This is a genomic window from Myxococcus sp. CA051A (assembly GCF_013336705.1).
In the GTDB taxonomy this organism is placed as follows: Bacteria; Myxococcota; Myxococcia; order Myxococcales; family Myxococcaceae; genus Myxococcus; species Myxococcus llanfairpwllgwyngyllgogerychwyrndrobwllllantysiliogogogochensis.
The window spans coordinates 1304688-1321774 of sequence record NZ_JABUMS010000001.1 but is presented as its reverse complement, the minus strand read 5'-3'; the positions used below and the strand labels follow the sequence as shown (position 1 = coordinate 1321774).

At 71.0% G+C, this 17087-nt stretch carries 4 protein-coding genes; all 4 read right to left on the bottom strand.

The annotated features are described in order from the left end of the window. Window positions 1-66: 66 nt before the first annotated feature. Window positions 67-12342: a tetratricopeptide repeat protein gene (locus HUA74_RS05335; RefSeq protein ID WP_174453618.1), complete on the bottom strand. Its 12276-nt coding sequence runs from the start codon at window positions 12340-12342 to the stop codon at window positions 67-69. 129 nt (window positions 12343-12471) lie between these two features. Continuing rightward, on the bottom strand, window positions 12472-14175 hold the full coding sequence (locus tag HUA74_RS05330; RefSeq protein WP_174453617.1) for a DEAD/DEAH box helicase: 1704 nt from the start codon (window positions 14173-14175) through the stop codon (window positions 12472-12474). Window positions 14176-14385: 210 nt separating this feature from the next. Beyond that, entirely contained in the window at window positions 14386-15018 is a 633-nt protein-coding gene (gene cglE / locus HUA74_RS05325; protein WP_141647493.1) for an adventurous gliding motility protein CglE, read from the bottom strand. A 102-nt stretch (window positions 15019-15120) separates the two neighbouring features. Further along, window positions 15121-17085, bottom strand: a complete 1965-nt coding sequence (gene gltG, locus HUA74_RS05320) for an adventurous gliding motility protein GltG (RefSeq protein ID WP_141647494.1) — start codon at window positions 17083-17085, stop codon at window positions 15121-15123. Window positions 17086-17087: the final 2 nt, after the last annotated feature.

Here is a 17087-nt window from a genome sequence, read left to right as displayed (position 1 = left end):
AAGGATCAGTGCCTTGACCGCCCGGTCGCTCATCAACGCGTGAACCCTTCCCAGGGTTCTACCCCGCTATCGACGAACCTGCACCTCCACGTGTGTGCCAACAGCCACACGGAGGTGATGTAGCTCTTCGGACGTGGCGAAGACGAGCAACTCCTTGAGCTTGTTGCGGGGCGCCACCCGGAACGAGGACCCCGTCTCCCCCTGGACCAACCTGCGCACCGGCTCCATCTCTCCGGCGACGAAGAGGCCCGCGCGCGCCGCGGTGAGCTCCGCGCCCTCCAGGAACTGGCGCACGGACTGCGGTGTCGCGGTGGGCAGCCAGGCCCGAGCCGCCTTGGCGAGCGCCGCGCGGTCCACGTCCGTGAGAACCTTCTCCAGGGCCCGCCGCTCCATCTCCACGCCGTGGAGGGACTCGGCGACACGCACATTGCCCACCACCATGTTGAGGGCAGCCTGGAGGATGGCCTCCAAGCGCTCCGCGGGCACGTACTGCGCGAAGGCCAGCTCCGGACGCGCCAACGCCAGGGCACGGCCCAGGAGGTAGTACACCTCTTTCTGGCCCTGCTCCGCGAAGTACTTGCCACCCACTCGGACACAGGGCGGGTGCGTCTGCAGGAGCTCCACGTTGACCAGCGGCTCCGGAGCGGGCTCGTTGGAGCGCTTGGCCATGCGCTCGCGCGTCGCCACGAGGAAGGGCGAGTACAGCTCCACGCCCTCCATGCCCAACAGGCGCGCCACGTACCGGTAGTGGTGCACGTGGTATTCCTGCGCGCTGGCCACGTCGATGCGGTGCTTCTTCGGCACGAGCTGGTACTGCGTGAAGGGCACCGCGTAAAGGTGCCCCGCCTTGGCGAAGAGCAGGCCGAGCAGCTCCGCGAGCGGTCCACGCGACTTCGGGTGGAACAGGTGCGTGTGCCACAACTGGTCGTCCACCGGACGCTGCGCCACTTCCTTCTTCTTCGCGTACGGCCCCAGCTTGGAGAGGATCTCCTTCTCGTCCTCCCCTGCTTCACCCAGGAGGCCCGACGCGGCCTGCGCCGCGAGCCAGGCCACGTCGTAGTCCTTGCGCAGCGCCGCCAGCCGGACGAGCTGTCCGCATATCTTGCGAGGGTCCGTCGTGTGAGGCAGCGCCCGACGAAGCGCGGCGATGGCCTCTTCTTCCTTGCCAGGCATGTTGCCGGCGAGCTCCGCGAAGGCCTCCTGCACCGCCGCGTCATCCGGGAGCCCCTTGGCGGCCACGCCATAGGCGGCCACCGCGCCCTCCGGATGCTTGAGCACCTGGTGGTACAGGTCGCCCAGCGCGCGCCACAGCGCCATGCGCGCCACGTGCGTCTCCGGCGTCTTCGGCAGCCTGCCGAGCATCTTCGTGTAGTTCTCCTCCAGCGGCTTCCACTGGCGGGCACCGCCGAGCATCGCCTCCAGGGAGCTGAACGCCTCGACGAAGCGCGGGTCCAGGTCCAGGGCCGCGTTGAACGCCTGGGTCGCGCCCTCCACGTCCTTCAAGTCATCGCGGCGCAATTCGCCCAACGCGAACCACACGCGCTTGGCCTTGTGGGGCTCGGACGCCAACGCGGGCAGCGCCAGCATCCGCGCCAGCACATCCGCGGCCTTCTGGCCCTGACGCGTCTCGCGCAGGAGCACGTAGAGCTGGTCCATCACCTCCAGCGCATCCGGCTGGACCTTGAGCGCGCCCGTGAAGGCATCGATGGCCATGTACGGGTCATGCAGCTCGTCGCGGGAGATGCGGCCCAGGTCCAGGTACACCTTCGCCTTGGCCTCATCCTCCAGCACGCCAACGAGCTGCTGGCGCAGGTCGGCGGACTTCTCGTACTGGCCCGCCTTGTCCATCAGCACGACGAGCGCGCGCAGCGTGGGCTCGTGGCCCGGGTCGATGGCGAGTGCCTTCTCGAAGTGGTTCTGCGCGCGGTCCGCCTGGCCAAGCGCGGCGTGGATGTCACCGAGCTGCCAGTAGACCTCCACCACCTCCAGGTCCGTGAGTTCCTCACGGTGGTGGATGAGGATGGTCTGGAACACCTTGAGCGCGCCCTCGTAGCGGCGCGTCTGCACCAGCAGGTTGCCGTAGCCCTCCAGTGCGGGGAGGTACGTCGCGTCGCGCTCGTACGCCGTCTCGTAGCAGCTCAGGGCCTTGTCGCGCCGCCCCAGCTTCTCCGCCACGTAGCCCAGTCGGTAGAGCTGCCGGCACAGGTCCGCCGCCGTGGCCGCGTCCTTCTCCACCATGGCCTTTTCCGACAGCTTGCGCGTGACGATGTCGAGCATCCGCTCGGCCATGGCCCACTCCTCGTGGGCGATGTAGACGTCCGCCAGCGGCCTCGCCGCCTCGATGCTGTCCGGGATGTGCTTGAGCGCCTCTTCCCAGTAGCCCGTGGCCGTCTCTCGGTCCTCGCGCGTCTCCGCGTGGTAGCGCGCCACATCGAGGAGCGCCCGACCCTTGGCGGCCGGGTCCTCCGTCTGCTCCGCCTCCTGACGCAGCGTCTGCTCGTAGCCGCTCCAGTCCTTCTCCTGCTCCTGGATGCCCTTGAGGGCGCGGATGCTGGGCAGATGGCCCGCGTCGATGGCGATGGCCTGCTGATAGGCACTCCGGGCGCTGCCCGAGTCCATCAGCATGTCCTCGTTGATCTTCCCCAAACGGTAGAACAGCTCCACCGCGTCCTTCGTCTGGCCCGCGAGCTCCGCTTCCTTCTGGAGCATCTCCAGCGCGAAGGGCCAGTTGCCGCTGCGCTCGTACAGGTTGCCGAGCGCGTGCAACGCGGGACGACTCTCGGGGTCCGCCGCGAGCGCCGAGTGGTAGCTGTTGACGGCCCGGTCCACCACCTTGAGCTGCTGGTACTGGACGTTGCCGATGTCCACGTACAGCTCCGCCTGTTCCTGCGGGCTGACGGCCAGGGAGAGCTGCCGCTCGTAGGCGGTGATGAGGTCTTCCCAGCGAGCCTGGGCCCGTCGCAGGCGGATGAGCACCTTGATGGCCTGGACGTTCTGCGGGTCGATGGAGAGCACGCCCTCCACGCACACGTCCGCATTGGCCGGGTTCTGGTACTTGTCCTCCCAGATGCTGGCGCTGCGGAAGAGGACGCGGACCTTCTCGCGCCAGTCCTCGCTCAGCTCCAGCATGCGCTCGTAGATGGCGAGCAGGTCCGCGGGCTGGTCCAGCTTGGTGTGCAGCCGCTCCAGTGACTCCAGCGCCTCGCGGTTGACCGGGTCCAGCTCCAGCGCCTGCCGGTAGGCGGCGACGGCGGAGTCGTCATCGGAGAGGTCTCGCTCGAAGACACCCGCGACCTCCACCTGGATGCGCGCGCGCTCCTCGGCGGTGTCCGCCAAATCACGCGCACGCAAGAGCGTCATGGCCACATCGCGCCACGAGCGCTGCCTCCGGTACAGCGCGGTGAGCACCCCGAGCGTCTCCGCGTCCGGCTCCAGCTCCAGGGCCCGCAGGAGCGCGCTGGCGGCCTCGGTCGGGTCCTCCAGCTTCTCGTCCCAGACGCGAGCAATCTCTCGCAGGATGCCCTTGCGCTGCTCGATGGAGCCAGCGGCCTCGAGCTTCTGCTCCAGCGCCACCACGTACTCGCGCTCGTGGCCCCGTCGATGGAAGACGGCGGCCAGTCCGTCCAGCGCGGTGGCGTTGGTCGGGTCGAACTCGAGAATCTTCCGGAACGCGCCCTCCGCCGCCTGCGGATCATCCAGCCGCGTGTCGTGGACACGCGCGAGCGTGGCGTACAGCCGCTCCGCCAACGGACCGCGAGGAAGCTCGTCCGCCACTTCCTCGTAGACGGCGGCCAGCTCCTCGTGACTGCCCGTCTCGTCCGCCAGGCGCTCCACTTCCTCGCGCAACGTGTCGTCGGAGGCATCGAGCTGCAGCGCGCGACACAGCGCCAGGAAGGCCACGTCCTTCTGCCCCAGCCGCTCTTCCTGCACCCGCGCCAGCTCGCGCAGCGCCGCCATCTTCTCTTCGGCCGTGACGAAGTGGGGCATGTAACGGTCGACCGCCGTCGCATACGCGCGCCAGTCGTTGTACGTGCGGTACAGCTCGCACACCCGCTCGTAGGCCGTGCGGTTCGACGGGTCCAGCTCCAGCACCTTCTCCAGGGCGCTTGAGGACTGCTCGGGCTTGCCGCCCTGCCCGGACCACAGGTCCGCCACCTCGAAGTACGTGGCGACCGCGGCCTCACGCTCTTCGGTGCCCAGGTGCACCTGCACCTTCAGCTCCAGCGCGCGCACCGCGTCGTTCCAGGCGCGCAGGGTGACGAAGAGCGCGTGGACCCGGACGAGTTCCTGCACCTGGTGAGGCTCCACCTCCAGCGCGCGGCGGGCGGCGTCCAGCGCCTCCTCGCGGCGGCCCATGCCGGCCAGCACTTCCGCCAGGCGCAGGCGCAGCGCCTTCACACCCTCGCTGTTCTCCTGCAGGGGGATGAGCCGGCGCAGCACGCCGACGAGTTCCTCGCGCTGCTCCGTCTCGTCGTACAGCTCCCGCAGCGTGTCCAGCACCGCGCGGTTGCGCGCGTCACGGTCCAGCGCCGCCTTGAAGTACGGCACGGCCGCTTCGGGCTTCTTGAGCAGCCGATACACCACACGACCCAGCCGCTCGTTGAGGCGCACCACCTCGCGAGGGTCCAGCGTCATCGCCAGACGCCCCTCGAGCAGCTCGCGCAGGTCCTGCGGCCGGTCCGCGCGCTCGTAGAGCGACTCCAGCGCGGTGAAGGCCTGGTCGTTGCGCGCGTTCTTCGCCAGCAGCTCGCGGTACAGCTCGATGGAGCCGCCCAGGTCCGAGAGCCCCTCGGCGGACACCTGCGCCATCTTCGAGACGACGCGGTCCCTCTCCGCGCCCACGACCTTGTCGGCCTGCAGCTTGAGGATGGCGTAGAGCTTCTCCGACGCCGATGCGGCCTCGTAGATGCCCTCCAACAGGCGCGCGGAGGCCATGTGCCCCGGCTCCACCTTGAGGATGGCCTCGTAGGCCCCCGCCGCACGGTCCGGACTGTCCAGCCGCTCCTGGTAGAGCTGACCCAGGCGGAAGAGGTAGCCCACGCGCTCCACCTGCTCGGTGGCCCCGGAGACCAGCGCCTCCAGGATGCCCGCCAGCTCCGGCCACGCCTGCAGCTCCAGGTACAGGCGGTCCAGCGCGACCAGCGCCCGCCCCTGAACCGCCGCATGCAGCGTGCGCGCCCGCTCGTAATAGGAAACGGCGCGGTCCGAGTCGCGCAGCTTCGTCTCCAGCAACTGGCCCAGCTTCAGGCAGACCTGCGCCGCGTCGGCGGCTTCGGCCACGCGAGGCAGCGCTTCCTCGTATGCGGCGACCAGCTCGTCGTAGCTGTCCGAGCCGTCCGTCGCGTTCTCCAAGCGCCGGCGCACCTCACCGTCGTTCGGGTCCTCCTTGAAGGCGCGGAAGAGGGCCAGGAACGTCAGCTCCACCTCGCCCTGCGACTCGCGCAGCGTGGCCAGCTCGCCCAGCAGCGCCTTGCGCTCGAACGCGTCCGTGGACACACCCACGCGCGCTTCGATGACCTGCGCCAGTCGAGGCACGTCTCCGCTCGCGCGGAACGCCCGCAGCAGCGTCTCCACCGCCAGCAGGTTCTGCGGCTCGCGAGACACCAGGCTTTCCATCCGGCCGACCGCGCCAGGATGGTTGGGCTGCACCGCCAGCACCTCGCCGTACAACGCCAGCGCGCCCGTCCGGTCCAACAGCCGCGTCTCGCGCACCATGGCCAGCCGGAACTTCAGCTCCAGCCCCGTCTCGAGAGGCATCTGCGCGATGCGACGCGCCAGCACGTCCGCCAGCTCCGGCCAGCGCTCCTGCTTCTGGCAGAGGGCCTCCATCCGCTCCAGCGCGGCCATGTCATCCGGCTTGAGTTCCAGCAGGCGCCGGAACGTCGCCAGCGCACCGAGCGCGTCGTGGAGCTGCTCCTCCTGCAGATGACCAATCTGGAAGAGCACCGCCGCGCGGCGCGCCGGCTCCTCGGCCACGGCGAGCTGACGGCGCAGCACCTCCAACAGCTCCGTGGGCTTGCCCTGCGAAGCCACCAGGCGGACCGTGCCATCCAGCGCCTCGGTGTCGGTGGGACGCAGCTCCAGCACGCGCTTCCAGGACGTCAGCGCCTCGGAAGGCTCACCCAGGTCCGTCTGCAGTCGAGCCAGCGAGCGGTACAGCTCGGCCCGCGCGGCGTCTCCCGCCTTGGGCGCCACTTCCATGATGACCGAGCCCAGCTCCTCGGGAGCCTCGGCCCGGTCCACCAGCGACGCGCACAGCTCCAGCGAGCGCAGGTCATCCGGCAGCTCGCGCAGCGCACGCGTCGCCGCCAGGAAGCCCATCTCCGCGTTCTCCAGCGGGCCGGCATACATCTCCGCGATGCGACGCAAGAGCGCGGCCCGCTCCTGCGGCACCGCCTCCGCCGACACGCGGGACTCCAGCATCTCCACCTGCTTCAGGTGGTTGCCCACCGCGACGAAGACGGGCTCCAGCGCACTGGCGGCCGCGCCACGCAGCGGACTCTCCGAGCGGGCCATCTCCTCCAGCGCACCGACGGCGCCCGCATGTCCCGCCCTGCGCGCCAGCACCGACTGGTACAGCTCCAGGGCTCCGCGCGGGTCATCCAGACGCGAGAACTTCAGGCGCCCCAGGCGCACGCGCAGGTCCGACGCTTCTTCCTGCGCGCCACGCGCGTCCGCGAGCTGGATTTCCCGCTCGATGTGCTGCGCCAGCTCCGGCCAGCGCTCCATCTCCGCCAGCACGCGGCCCAGCAGCTTGAGCGCGTTCGTGTTCTCCGGCCGAAGGACGAGCACCTCGCGGTACGCCTGCGCCGAAAGCGCCTTGTCCGCCAGCGTCTCCTCGGCGAGGTGCGCCAGCTCGAACAGGAGATTGATCTGCGATGCCTCGCTGGGCTCCGCCGCCACCTGACGCCGCATGACGAGCGCCAGCTCCCGGTGCGCGCCGGTGCGGCGATGCACGCGGGCGATGGACTCCAGCACCCCCTTGTTCTTCGGGTCCCTCCGACTCACTTCCTCCAGCGCCCGGACCGCCAGGTCGTAGCGCTTGAGCCGGTTGTCGTAGAGCGTCGCCAGACGCCGCCACAAGTCACCCGCGAGCGGCTCCTGCGTGTCGCGCTCCAGCTGGTCCTCGTAGGCGCCAGCGACTTCCTCGAACGAACCGGAGTCGGCCGCCAGCCGCTCCAGCTCGTCACGCACCGAGGTCTCCTGCGGGAACTCGTTGAAGGCCCGCAGCCGCGCGACGAACGCGAGCGAGGTCTGCCCCAGCGCCTCGCGCAGGGTGGCGATCTCCTGGATGTGCTCCAGCCGCCGCTCCGGCGCGATGCCGTGCAACAACACCTCCACGACCTCCACCAGCTTTCGCGTGTCGTTCAGGCCGCGATAGACGGGCTCCAACAGACGCGCCGCCTCCACGCGGGGCCCGTCGTGCGCCATCAAGCGCTCCAGGCCCGCCACCACCTGACCATCCCCAGGCGCCAATTCCAGCAGCCGGCGATACACCGGCAGCGCCTCCGTGGGGCCCACTTCCTTCTCGAGCAACTGCGCCCGCTTCAGCAGCCAGCCCCGTCGCGCGGCGTCGTCCGCGGCGCCATCCGCGAGCTGATCCAGCACGTCCGCCTGCTCCACGAACCGCCGTGCCTTCGCGTACAGCTTCTCCAGCGCGAGCAGTCCCTCGGACACCCGCCGCAGCGAGAGCGCGGAGCGATAGGTCTCGACGGCCTTCGCGTCCTCGCCCGCGTTGGCGTAGGCCTCGCCCGCCTTGAGCAGCAGACCGACGCGCTCCTCCACGTCCTGGGAGAGCTGGGCTTGACGGGTGTAGACCTCGGAGAGGCTCTTCGCGTTCTGCCCCTTCTCATACAGCCGGGACAGGGCCTCCAACGCCTGGCGGTCCTGCGGCGCGTCCGCGAGCAGGTTCTTCCAGAGGCGCGCGGCCTCCTCGGGCTGGTCCAACGACTCGCGCAGCTCCGCGGCACGACGCAGCAGCTCCAAGGCCGCCGGGTCTCCCTCCGTGAGTTCCACCGCCGCGGACTCGTAGATCTCCGCGAGCACCTCGTGCGAGCCCGTCTCGCGCCCCAGGCGCTCCAGGTCGGGACGCACGCCGTCCCGGTCCAGCCCCTGCGCGAAGGACTTCACCGCCGACATGAAGGCCAGCGACGGCTGCCGCATGTCGCGCTCGTAGATGCGGCGCACTTCACCGGACAGGAGGATCTTCTCCACCGTGAGCGCCGACTCCATTCGAGCCTCGCGCAGCGCCACGCGGCGGGCATGGTCCCCCACCTGCGCGAGCACTGGGTCCAACACCTCCAGCGCGGCGCCACTGGCGGGCACCGCCGCCTTCACCCACGTCTCGAGCGCGGCGCGCGAGCCCGGGTGACCAGAGTCCTCGGCGAGGATGCGCTTGTAGAGTCCCAGCGCCGCGTTCGGGTCATCCAGCACCGTGCGCTGCAGCTCCGCCAGGCGGAAGGAGACCTCTCGCCCCTGCGGGCTCTGTCCTTCCTGGTTGCGGCGCAGCGCCAGCGCCCACGCCAGGTCCTGGTGACGCTCCAGCTCCGTATAGAGCCGGTCCAGCGTCGCGGCGGCCTCACGGCTCGCCGAGTCGCGCTCCGCGATGGCGCGCCACGCCTCCGACGCGCTCTCCAGGTCCGACAGACGCGTCTCGTGGAGCAGCGCGGCCTCACGCAGGAACGCGAGCTGCTCGGCGGGCTCCGGCGACGCTGCCGCCAGCTTCTCGAGCACCTCGGCCAGCGCGGCCCACTCCTCGCCCGCGCGGTGCAGCCGCTGCAAGGCGCGCAAGCTGTCCAGGTTGCCCGGCTCCAGGGCCAGCAATGCACGCAGGGCCTTCACCGCCCCCGCCTTGTCGTCGAGCTTCTTCTCCTGCACCTCCGCCAGCTCGCGCAGCAGCGCGCCGCGCGCGGGGCCCACGTCGCCCTCCTCCGCCAGCTCCGCGATGATCTCCGCGTAGCTGTCCACCGAGTCCGCGTCCTCCGCCGCCTGACGCGCCGTGGAGCGCAACCCGGCGTCACCCGGCGCCAGTCGCAGGGCCCGCGCCAGCGCCGCGAACGCCAGCTCCGGCTGCCGCAGATGCGCCAGATGCACCTGCGCGGCCTGCCGCAGCACCTGCACGCGCGCCGCGTCGTCCTTCGCCACTTCAGCCAGCACGTCCAGCGTGGCCACCAGCTTGCGGTGGTCCTTGGTCCGCTCGAGCGCGGGCACCAATACGCGCGCCGCCGCCTCCCGCGCGGGCCCCGAGGCCAACATCGCCTCCAGCGCCGCGAGCGCGTCCGGGTCCGAGGGACGTTGGAGCAGGATGTCCGCGTAGCTCTGCACCGCTTCGGCGCTGCCGTCCTGCGTGCCCTGCAGCAGCTGCGCGCGCCGCAGCTTCAGCCGCGACGCCTTGTCCGTCTCACCGGACGACTCCGCCAGGCCAATCATCCGGGCCAGCGTGTCGCCCAGCTCGCGCGTACGGCCCGCCTTCTCGTACAGCTCCGCCAGGCGCGGCAGGTGCCGGCCTTCCTCGGCGCCATGCGAGAGCGAGGACTGGAGCGCCTCGGCGGCCTGCGCCGGACGGCCCAGCTCCACGTTCAGGTCCACGAGCTGGAGCAGCAACTCCAATCGCTCCGGCCCACGCGCGCCGTGGATGCGCTTGCGCAGCAGCTCCTCGGCATCCGCGGAGCGCCCCGCGCGCCCGTACAACCGCACGAGCCGCTGGAGCACCGGGCCCGACTCCGGCGCCCGCTCCACCGCCGCCTCGAGCGCGGAGATGGCATCCGCCACCAGCCCGCCCTCCTCCGTGAGCCCCGCCGCTTCGGTGAGCAGCGACAGCGCCACCGTGGGGTCTTCCGACTCCGTCGCCAGCGTGCGCAGCACGCGCCCCAGCTCCGCGTGCGCGGACAAGTCCCGCGCCAGACGCAGGGCCTCGGCGCGCGTGGGCTCATCCCTCGGGTCCTCGCGCAGCACGCGCACCCGGGTGTCGAAGGCCGCGCGGCTGTCCGCCAGCTGCTTCTCGTGGATGCTCGCCAGCAGCGAGAAGAGGCGCTTGCGCGCCGTCGGTTCCGTGGTGGCCTCGAGCTGCTGCTGGAGCGCCGCCACCTGTCGCTGGTGGTCACCGGCGCGCCCATAGTGCGCCGCCAGGGCCTCGGTGACTTCCTGCGTCCGCACCCCCGCCGCGGCCAGTCGCTCCAGGCCCCCCACCACCACGCCGGTGGACACGTTCTCCGACAACAGCCCCAGGAACAGGTCCGCCGCGTCCTCCTGGCGCCCCAGTCGCTCCGCGTACAGCTTCGCCTGACGCGCCGTCCACTCGTTGCGCTCGAGCTGCGTCTCCGCGAGCGAGGCCAGCCGCCCCGCGAGCGCCGCCGCTTCGTCGAAGCGCGACAGCGCCACGCACAACGCCTGCAGCCGCTGCACGGCGCTCACCTCGTCGGGCGCCAGCTGCGTCCACTCGCGCACCAGCGGCTCCAGCTCCTCGGGCGCGGCGCCAGCGGCCTCACGCCGCGTCACCTCCGCCTCCAGCCGGGCCTTCGGGTCGTCAGCGAGCGCCGCGACCGCCTGCAGTGACTTCACCGCTTCCGCGGCGACCTCGTCACCGGGCAGCCGCGCCAGCACCTCGCGCCACGCGGCCTCCGCGCGCACCGGGTCCGCCAGCGGGCCCTGGAGCAACTGCGCCAGGTGTCGCCACAGCGTCGCGGCCACTTCCACCACCGGGGCCGCCTGCGCCGCGCGCTGGAGCGCCAGGGCCAGCGCGGGCCTCGCGTTGGCTTTCTCCGCGTGCTCCACCACCGAGCCGAGCAGCAGCGGACGCGCGGGGTCCAACTCCAGCGCGCGCGACAGCACCTCGAAGGCGCCTCGCGCGTCTTCCTTCTCCTCGAACATCAGGGCGAGCGCCTCGCAGAAGGCCACCCGCTCCGACCGGGGACGCGGCGCCAGGAGCGCCAGGTCCAACAGCGGAACCACGGCCTCCAGCTCCTCGTCCTCCGCCAACAGCCGCGCCAGTTGGAAGGCCGCCAGCGCATGCGTGGGGTCCAGCTTGAGCGCCGCCTCCAGGTGCGTGCGCGCCGCGGCGCTGTCCTTCAGCTGCGTCAGGCACAGCTCCGCCAGGCGCAGCCGCATCGCGGCCTGGTTCGACTTGTCCTTCACCGTGGTCAGGTAGCGCTCCAGCACCACCACCGCGTCCGCCGCCCTGCCCCCCTCCAGCAACTGCTCCGCCGTGAGGCTCGCCGCGTCCGCGCGCGATGGGTCCGCCGCCACGGCCCGCTCGAAGGCGCCGAGCGCACCCGGCGCGTCGTTCAGCCGTCCCAGACGCAGCGTGCCCACGCGCAGCCACAGGTCGACCTGCGCGGCGCGGTCCTTCACCTCGCCCGCCATGGCTTCAATCTGAGCAATCGCCGCCGCGAAATCGCCGCCTGAGCGCGCGGCCATCTTCTCGATGAGCGACAGCCCCTCGGGCATGCCCGGCCACAGCAGGAAGCAGCGGTCCAACGCCTCCTTCACCTTGCCGGCGGCGGTCGGGTCGTACCAGGCGAACAGCTTCGCCACGAGCAACGACAGCCTTGCCGCGCTCTTCCTGTCGCGCTCCTCCAGCGACATGCTGCGCAGCATCCGCACACGGTCCCGCCACGTCTGCTCGAAGCGCTGCAGCGCCCGGGTGGCCTTCTCCACGCGCGCGTTCTGCGGCTCCAGCGTCCGGGCGACATCCAGCACCCGCTGCGCCAGCTCGTGCTCGGTGGGATCATCCACCAGTCGCTCCGCCAGCGCCGCGTACTCCTCGGCCATGCCCGCGTCGCCCAGCGCCTCGCGCTCTCGCTCCAGGGCCTCGAAGGCCGTCTGGAAGCGCTCCTCGGACAACAGCAACTGGCGCACGCGTCGGAAGATGGCCCGGTCGGACTTCGCGCGGGCCGCGCGCTGCAGGCACAGCACCGCCCTGTCGCGGCGGAAGAGCTTCTGCTCGTAGAGGTCCGCGGCCTTCAGGTAGTGGCCGGCGCTCTCCTCGCCCTGCGTGGAGCTGCCCAGTCGCTCCAGCACATCCGCGAGCGCCGCGGCGTCCTGCCGCGACTCGTGCAGCCGCTTGAGGCCTCGCAGCGCGGGCAGCGGATCCTTCGCCACCAGCATCGCGCGCTTGAGGAGTTCCTCGGCGCGAGGCGCGTTGCGCTGCCGGTCATGAGCCAGCTCCGCGGCGCGGCACAACAGGCGCACGGCCTCGTCGGCGGCGACGTCGCGAGCGCGGCCCTCGTACAGGCGGATCAGCTCTTCCACGCGGCCGGACTTCTCCAGGGAGGCCTCGGCTTCGACGAAGCTCCGGTCATCGGACACGCGCAGCGTGGGTCGAGGAGACGTGGGCTGTTGCATGGGGAGGGCGGGCCTCGGGGGTAAAAATGGAACGCAGCGGGGGCGCCAGCCGCCGGACTCTACCGGCCGCGAGCGCCCCCGAGCAATCGTGTAAAACCCGCCAAAGGGCGGGAATCATTGGCCTTCTTGCTACTCGGCCGAGGAAGCGTCGGAGGGAACGTCCCCGTCCTCGCCCCCCGCACCGCCTTCGGACGACTCGGCGGAAGCCGGGGGCGCCACGGGCGTCTCCGGCAGGGCCTTCGCACGCTCCACACCCGCGCTGTCGTTGAGCTGGGTGTAGAGGGCCACGGCCTTGTCACGCTGCTGCAGCTCTTCGGCGAGCTGGGCGGCGCGAGGCAGGTTGCCGAGCTTCTCGTGCAGCGGCAGCGCCTTGTCCTTGCGCCCCGCGGCCTCCCACGCCTCGGCGGAAGCCGCGACGTCGCCGAGCAGCTCCAGCCACCGGGCACGGCCCGCGGGCTTCTGCTCCTGCTCGGCCCGGGCCAGCTCGCGCTGCGCCAGCTCCTTCGCCTCTTCGTCCAGCTTCAGCCGCTGCATGAAGTGGAACGCCTTGGGAGGAGGCAGGGTGCCCAGCACCTCCACCGCCTCGCGACGCTGGCCCGCCGCCACGAGCAACGTGGCCGCGCCCAGACGATCTCCACGCTCCACCAGGCTCTTCACCTCGAGCCCACGGATGCGGTTGGCGCTGGCCATGTCCCGCGAGCGCTCGTACGCCTTGCGCGCCAGGGTCAGCTTCCCCGCACGCTCGTACGCGAGCGCCGCCTGGTCGAACTGGCGCGCGCGCTCATACAGGCGCGCCACGTTCTCGAAGTCGCCCTTGCCAACGTAGTGCTCCATCAGGAGCTCGTAGGCACCGGCCTTCTCCAGCGTGGGAGCGAGCTGATCCGGGGGCAGCGTGCCCACCAGTCGGCGCGCGGCATCGTTGTCGCTGCCCGCGAGCGCGGTGCGCAGCGCGCTCTTGAGGTCTCCGCCCGCCTCGAACAGCCGGGTGGCGTCCGCGAAGCCATTGTTCCGCTCGTGCAGACGGGCCGCGTCACGCGTGCGCCCCATCCCCTCGAGCTGCTTGGCCTGCTCCTTCCAGTCGCCCGTCAGCTCCGGCATCGGACGGCGCTCGCCCCGCTCCGGACGCTCGCCGGCCGCGCCGCGCTCGGGACGCTCCCGGCGCTCGCCCGCAGCAGCGCCACGCTCGGGACGCTCCCGGCGTTCACCCGCCGCGCCACGCTCGGGACGCTCACCGCGCTCCCGACGCTCGCCTCGCTCCGGGCGCTCCCGACGCTCACCGCGCTCCGGACGTGCCTCCGTCCGAGCCGCAGGCGCCGTGGGCTCCTCGACCTCGGGGCCGGGCTGACGACCGCTGGCGGCGAAGGCCACCTCGGCGCGCTCCCGGTCTCCCGCCGCGCGCCAGACCTGTCCCACCAGGAACAGCACGTCCGTCCACGCGTCGAACTTCTCCTTGGCGGGGTCCACCGCGGGCGCCGCCGGAGCAGCAGCCTCGGCCGGAGCCGCGCCCGTCTCACCCTCGGCGACCGCACCCTCCGAGCCTTCCGCCGGAGCGGCGGCCTCGGCCGGAGCCTCGGTGGCCTCCACCGGGGCACTCGCCTCCGCGGGGGCCAAAGCATCCGGAGCCGCGGGCTTGGGCTGACGCTGCACGCGCAGCATCGTGGTGATGAGTCGGCCTCGCGTGTTGAGGTCCAGGTCCTCCAGGGACTTCAGCCGCATGGGCCGCAGCGAGCGCACAATCGCCTGCAGCGGGCCCTTCTCGGCCAGGAAGTCCGTCTTGGACAGGGCCTTCTCCAGGACGCTCAGCTCGGAGATGACACGCTGACCCGGGCCCACGGGGCCTTCGTCACGACCCCGACCACGTCCGTCGCGGCCTCTGCCCTCGCCCCTTCCACCAGGGCCTCCCGGACCGCCCCGGCCACCAAAACCACCGCCAGGACCGTCACGGCGCGGGCCCTGACCCGGCGCACCCCCGTCACGACCACGCCCACCCTGGCGCGGCCCACCGCTTCCATTCTCCTGAGGCACGTCTTTCTCCCGCTGGAACTAGAACGCGTAGCGAATGTTCGGCGCCACCGCGAACCCGAACGAGCCTCCGGAAACGAGGTAGTTCCCCGTGACCTCGAGCCCCACGGAAAAGTGGCGCAACCGTGTGTAGTACTCCACTCCGGGCCCGGCAAACACAAGAATGTCGGAATCCGGAAGGAGACGCTTCGGCGAGAACATCGCATAACCCGCGCCTGCGCGGACATAGAACCACGTGCGCTTCACTTCCTGGCTGTCGGCCAGGCCCACCAGGCGCGCGCGCAACACCGCGCCCGGGACGAAGGTGGAGAAGTCACCGGACACCGCGCCGCCGGACTCGCCGATGTACTCGGCGCTCGTGCGGATGCTGGAGCCCATGATGAACAGGCCCACGGACACCCGCTCGCCCAGGTCCACGCCGAACTCCACCTGGGCCATGGGGCCCGAGGAGAACGGACGGGGCGTCCCCTCCGCCGCGGGCGGATTGGTCAGGAAGAGCGGACCGCCGAGCAGCGCGAAGTAGAAGCCGCGCTCGATTTCATCGAACGTGACGGCGGGCTTGTCTCCCGTCGCCGTGGGGGGTGGTTGCTGAGCGCTCGCGGCCACGGGGAGGACGAACACGGCACACAGGGCAATGGAGGCGAGGGCTTTCATGCGGTCCTGAGGTTGACGTGGCTCCCACGGGGGACGGGAGCCGGGGTGACTGCGCGGGCGACCCCGGGGAAGGGCCGCCCGTGAAGCGGAGGAAGGCCGGCGCTAATCGCCGGACTGCTTGAAGATGAACGGATAGGTGACGACCACCACGCCACCGCCCTTGGGCTCGGGGAACTTCCAGGTGCGCACGCGACCGGCCACGCACGTCTCCAGCTCCGCGTTGCCCGCGGTGGACTGGGCCACCGAGGACGACGCCACGGAGCCGGTGGCGGTAATCACGAACTTCACGGCCACCTTGCCGCCCAGCTTCGGGAACCGGTTGAGGAGGCTTTCGTAGCAGTAGCGAATCTGCCCGCGGTTCATGTGGATGACCTTGCGGATGAGCTCCTTGTCCAGCGAGCCCATGACCTCCGGGTCGGACGAGGTGATACCCACGTCCACGCTGGACTTGCCACCCAGCACGCCCACGCCCGTGCCGTAGCTGCCGGTGCCGCCGCCACGACCCTTGGTGCCGATACCGCCGATGCCGACGGTGTCACCGGTGCCGCCGCCGCCGCCGCCGGAGCCGCGAAGGCCCAGGCCGCCGAAGCCACCCGAGTTGCCCGCCTTGGCGCCGAACATGTTGCCCATGGCGCTCTTCAGGTCGCCGCCCAGGCCCTTGCTGCCGAACACGGTGGAGATGCCGCCCTTGCCGCCGCCGAAAATCTTGGCGGTCAGCGCGCGCGCCTCGTCCTTCTTGTTCGGGTCGCCCTTGGGCGCGGTGCGGTTGTTGGTCTTGGGCGCGTCCTTCTTGCCCATCTGACCTTCGTCACCGCGGCTCTTGGCCGCCATCTCGCCGCTCTTCTTCGCTTCCTTCTGCTGATTGAGGCGCTCGAGGAACTTGTTCTTCTGCGCCTCGGGCGGCTTGATGAGGAACTTGGCGATGCGCGCCTGGTTGCCGGACAACTCGTCCGCGTACTCGTCACCCTCGCCCGTGCGGTTCATCGCGGTGATGACGAACGCGGTGGCCGCGAAGAACATCACCAGGAAGATGTTGAGCGCGGTGTAGTCCAGCGACTCGCCCAGCGGCGCCACGACGCGCTTGGGGACGGACTGGAAGCTCGCCTCCATCGTCACGCCGCCCAGGTCCACCCAGAAGAAGTCCTCCGCGTCGAGCGTGAGCGTGTACGCGTCACCCTCGTGCGAGGCCTTGCCGGACTCGATGACCGCCTTGAGCTCCTGCGTCTCGCCCTTGCGGACCAATTCGCCCTTCATCTTCCCCGTGAAGCGCACGACGAACGACTGACCGTCCGTGCGCAGCACGTCGAAGCGGGGAGCGCCGAACTTGGCGTCACCCATGACGAAGTCGACGCCCGCGGCGCTGCCCACCGTCACGAAGCGCTTGATACCCGGGGCGACGAAGAACTCGCCCACCCGCTGGTCACCCCAGCAGAAACGCAGCGACACACCCTGCGGACCGCTCGACTTGGAGCGGCGCACCGTGCGCACGCGGGGCGCGGCGTCGTCGACCGGGGCCTGCGTCGCGCGGGGAGCCGGCGCGGGCTCCTCGGCGGCGAGGATGGGGCTCTTCTGCGTGGGGGCGACGGAGGCGTCCAGCGCACCCGCGCTCGCGGCGGCGACGGGGGTGGGAAGGGACGACTCGGCGGCCTCGGCGGCGGCGGCCTGCGCCAGCCCCGTGGCGGCGGTGGTGGAGCCCAGCACGGGGTTCTTCTCCGTGGTGGTATCCGTGCTCGCCGCGGCCACGGCCAGGTTTGCAGCCGCGATGGCGGAGGGGTTCTCCAGCCGGATGGTGGTGGCACCCACCCGAATCTCGTCGCCGAACGACAGCAGGCCCTTGTTGACCCGCTTGTTGTTGACGTACGTCCCCTCGACGCTGCCCATGTCGATGATGGACATGGAGCCGTCGCCGGCGACCTCGATGACGGAGTGGATGCGGCTGACCTTCTCGTCCTCCAGGCACAGGTGCGCCGAGGACAGCCGGCCAATCTTGATGATGTCGCGCTCGTAGTCCTTGGTGGCGACCAGGGTGTCGCCCTTGAAGACCTTGAGTGTCAGGGGAACGGCCATGA

What these genes read in the sequence shown, in the direction of transcription:
- HUA74_RS05335 (WP_174453618.1), bottom strand. Translation starts at nt 12,342, where the DNA reads ATGCAACAGCCCACGTCTCCTCGACCCACGCTGCGCGTGTCCGATGAC.
- cglE (WP_141647493.1), bottom strand. Translation starts at nt 15,018, where the DNA reads ATGAAAGCCCTCGCCTCCATTGCCCTGTGTGCCGTGTTCGTCCTCCCC.
- gltG (WP_141647494.1), bottom strand. Translation starts at nt 17,085, where the DNA reads ATGGCCGTTCCCCTGACACTCAAGGTCTTCAAGGGCGACACCCTGGTC.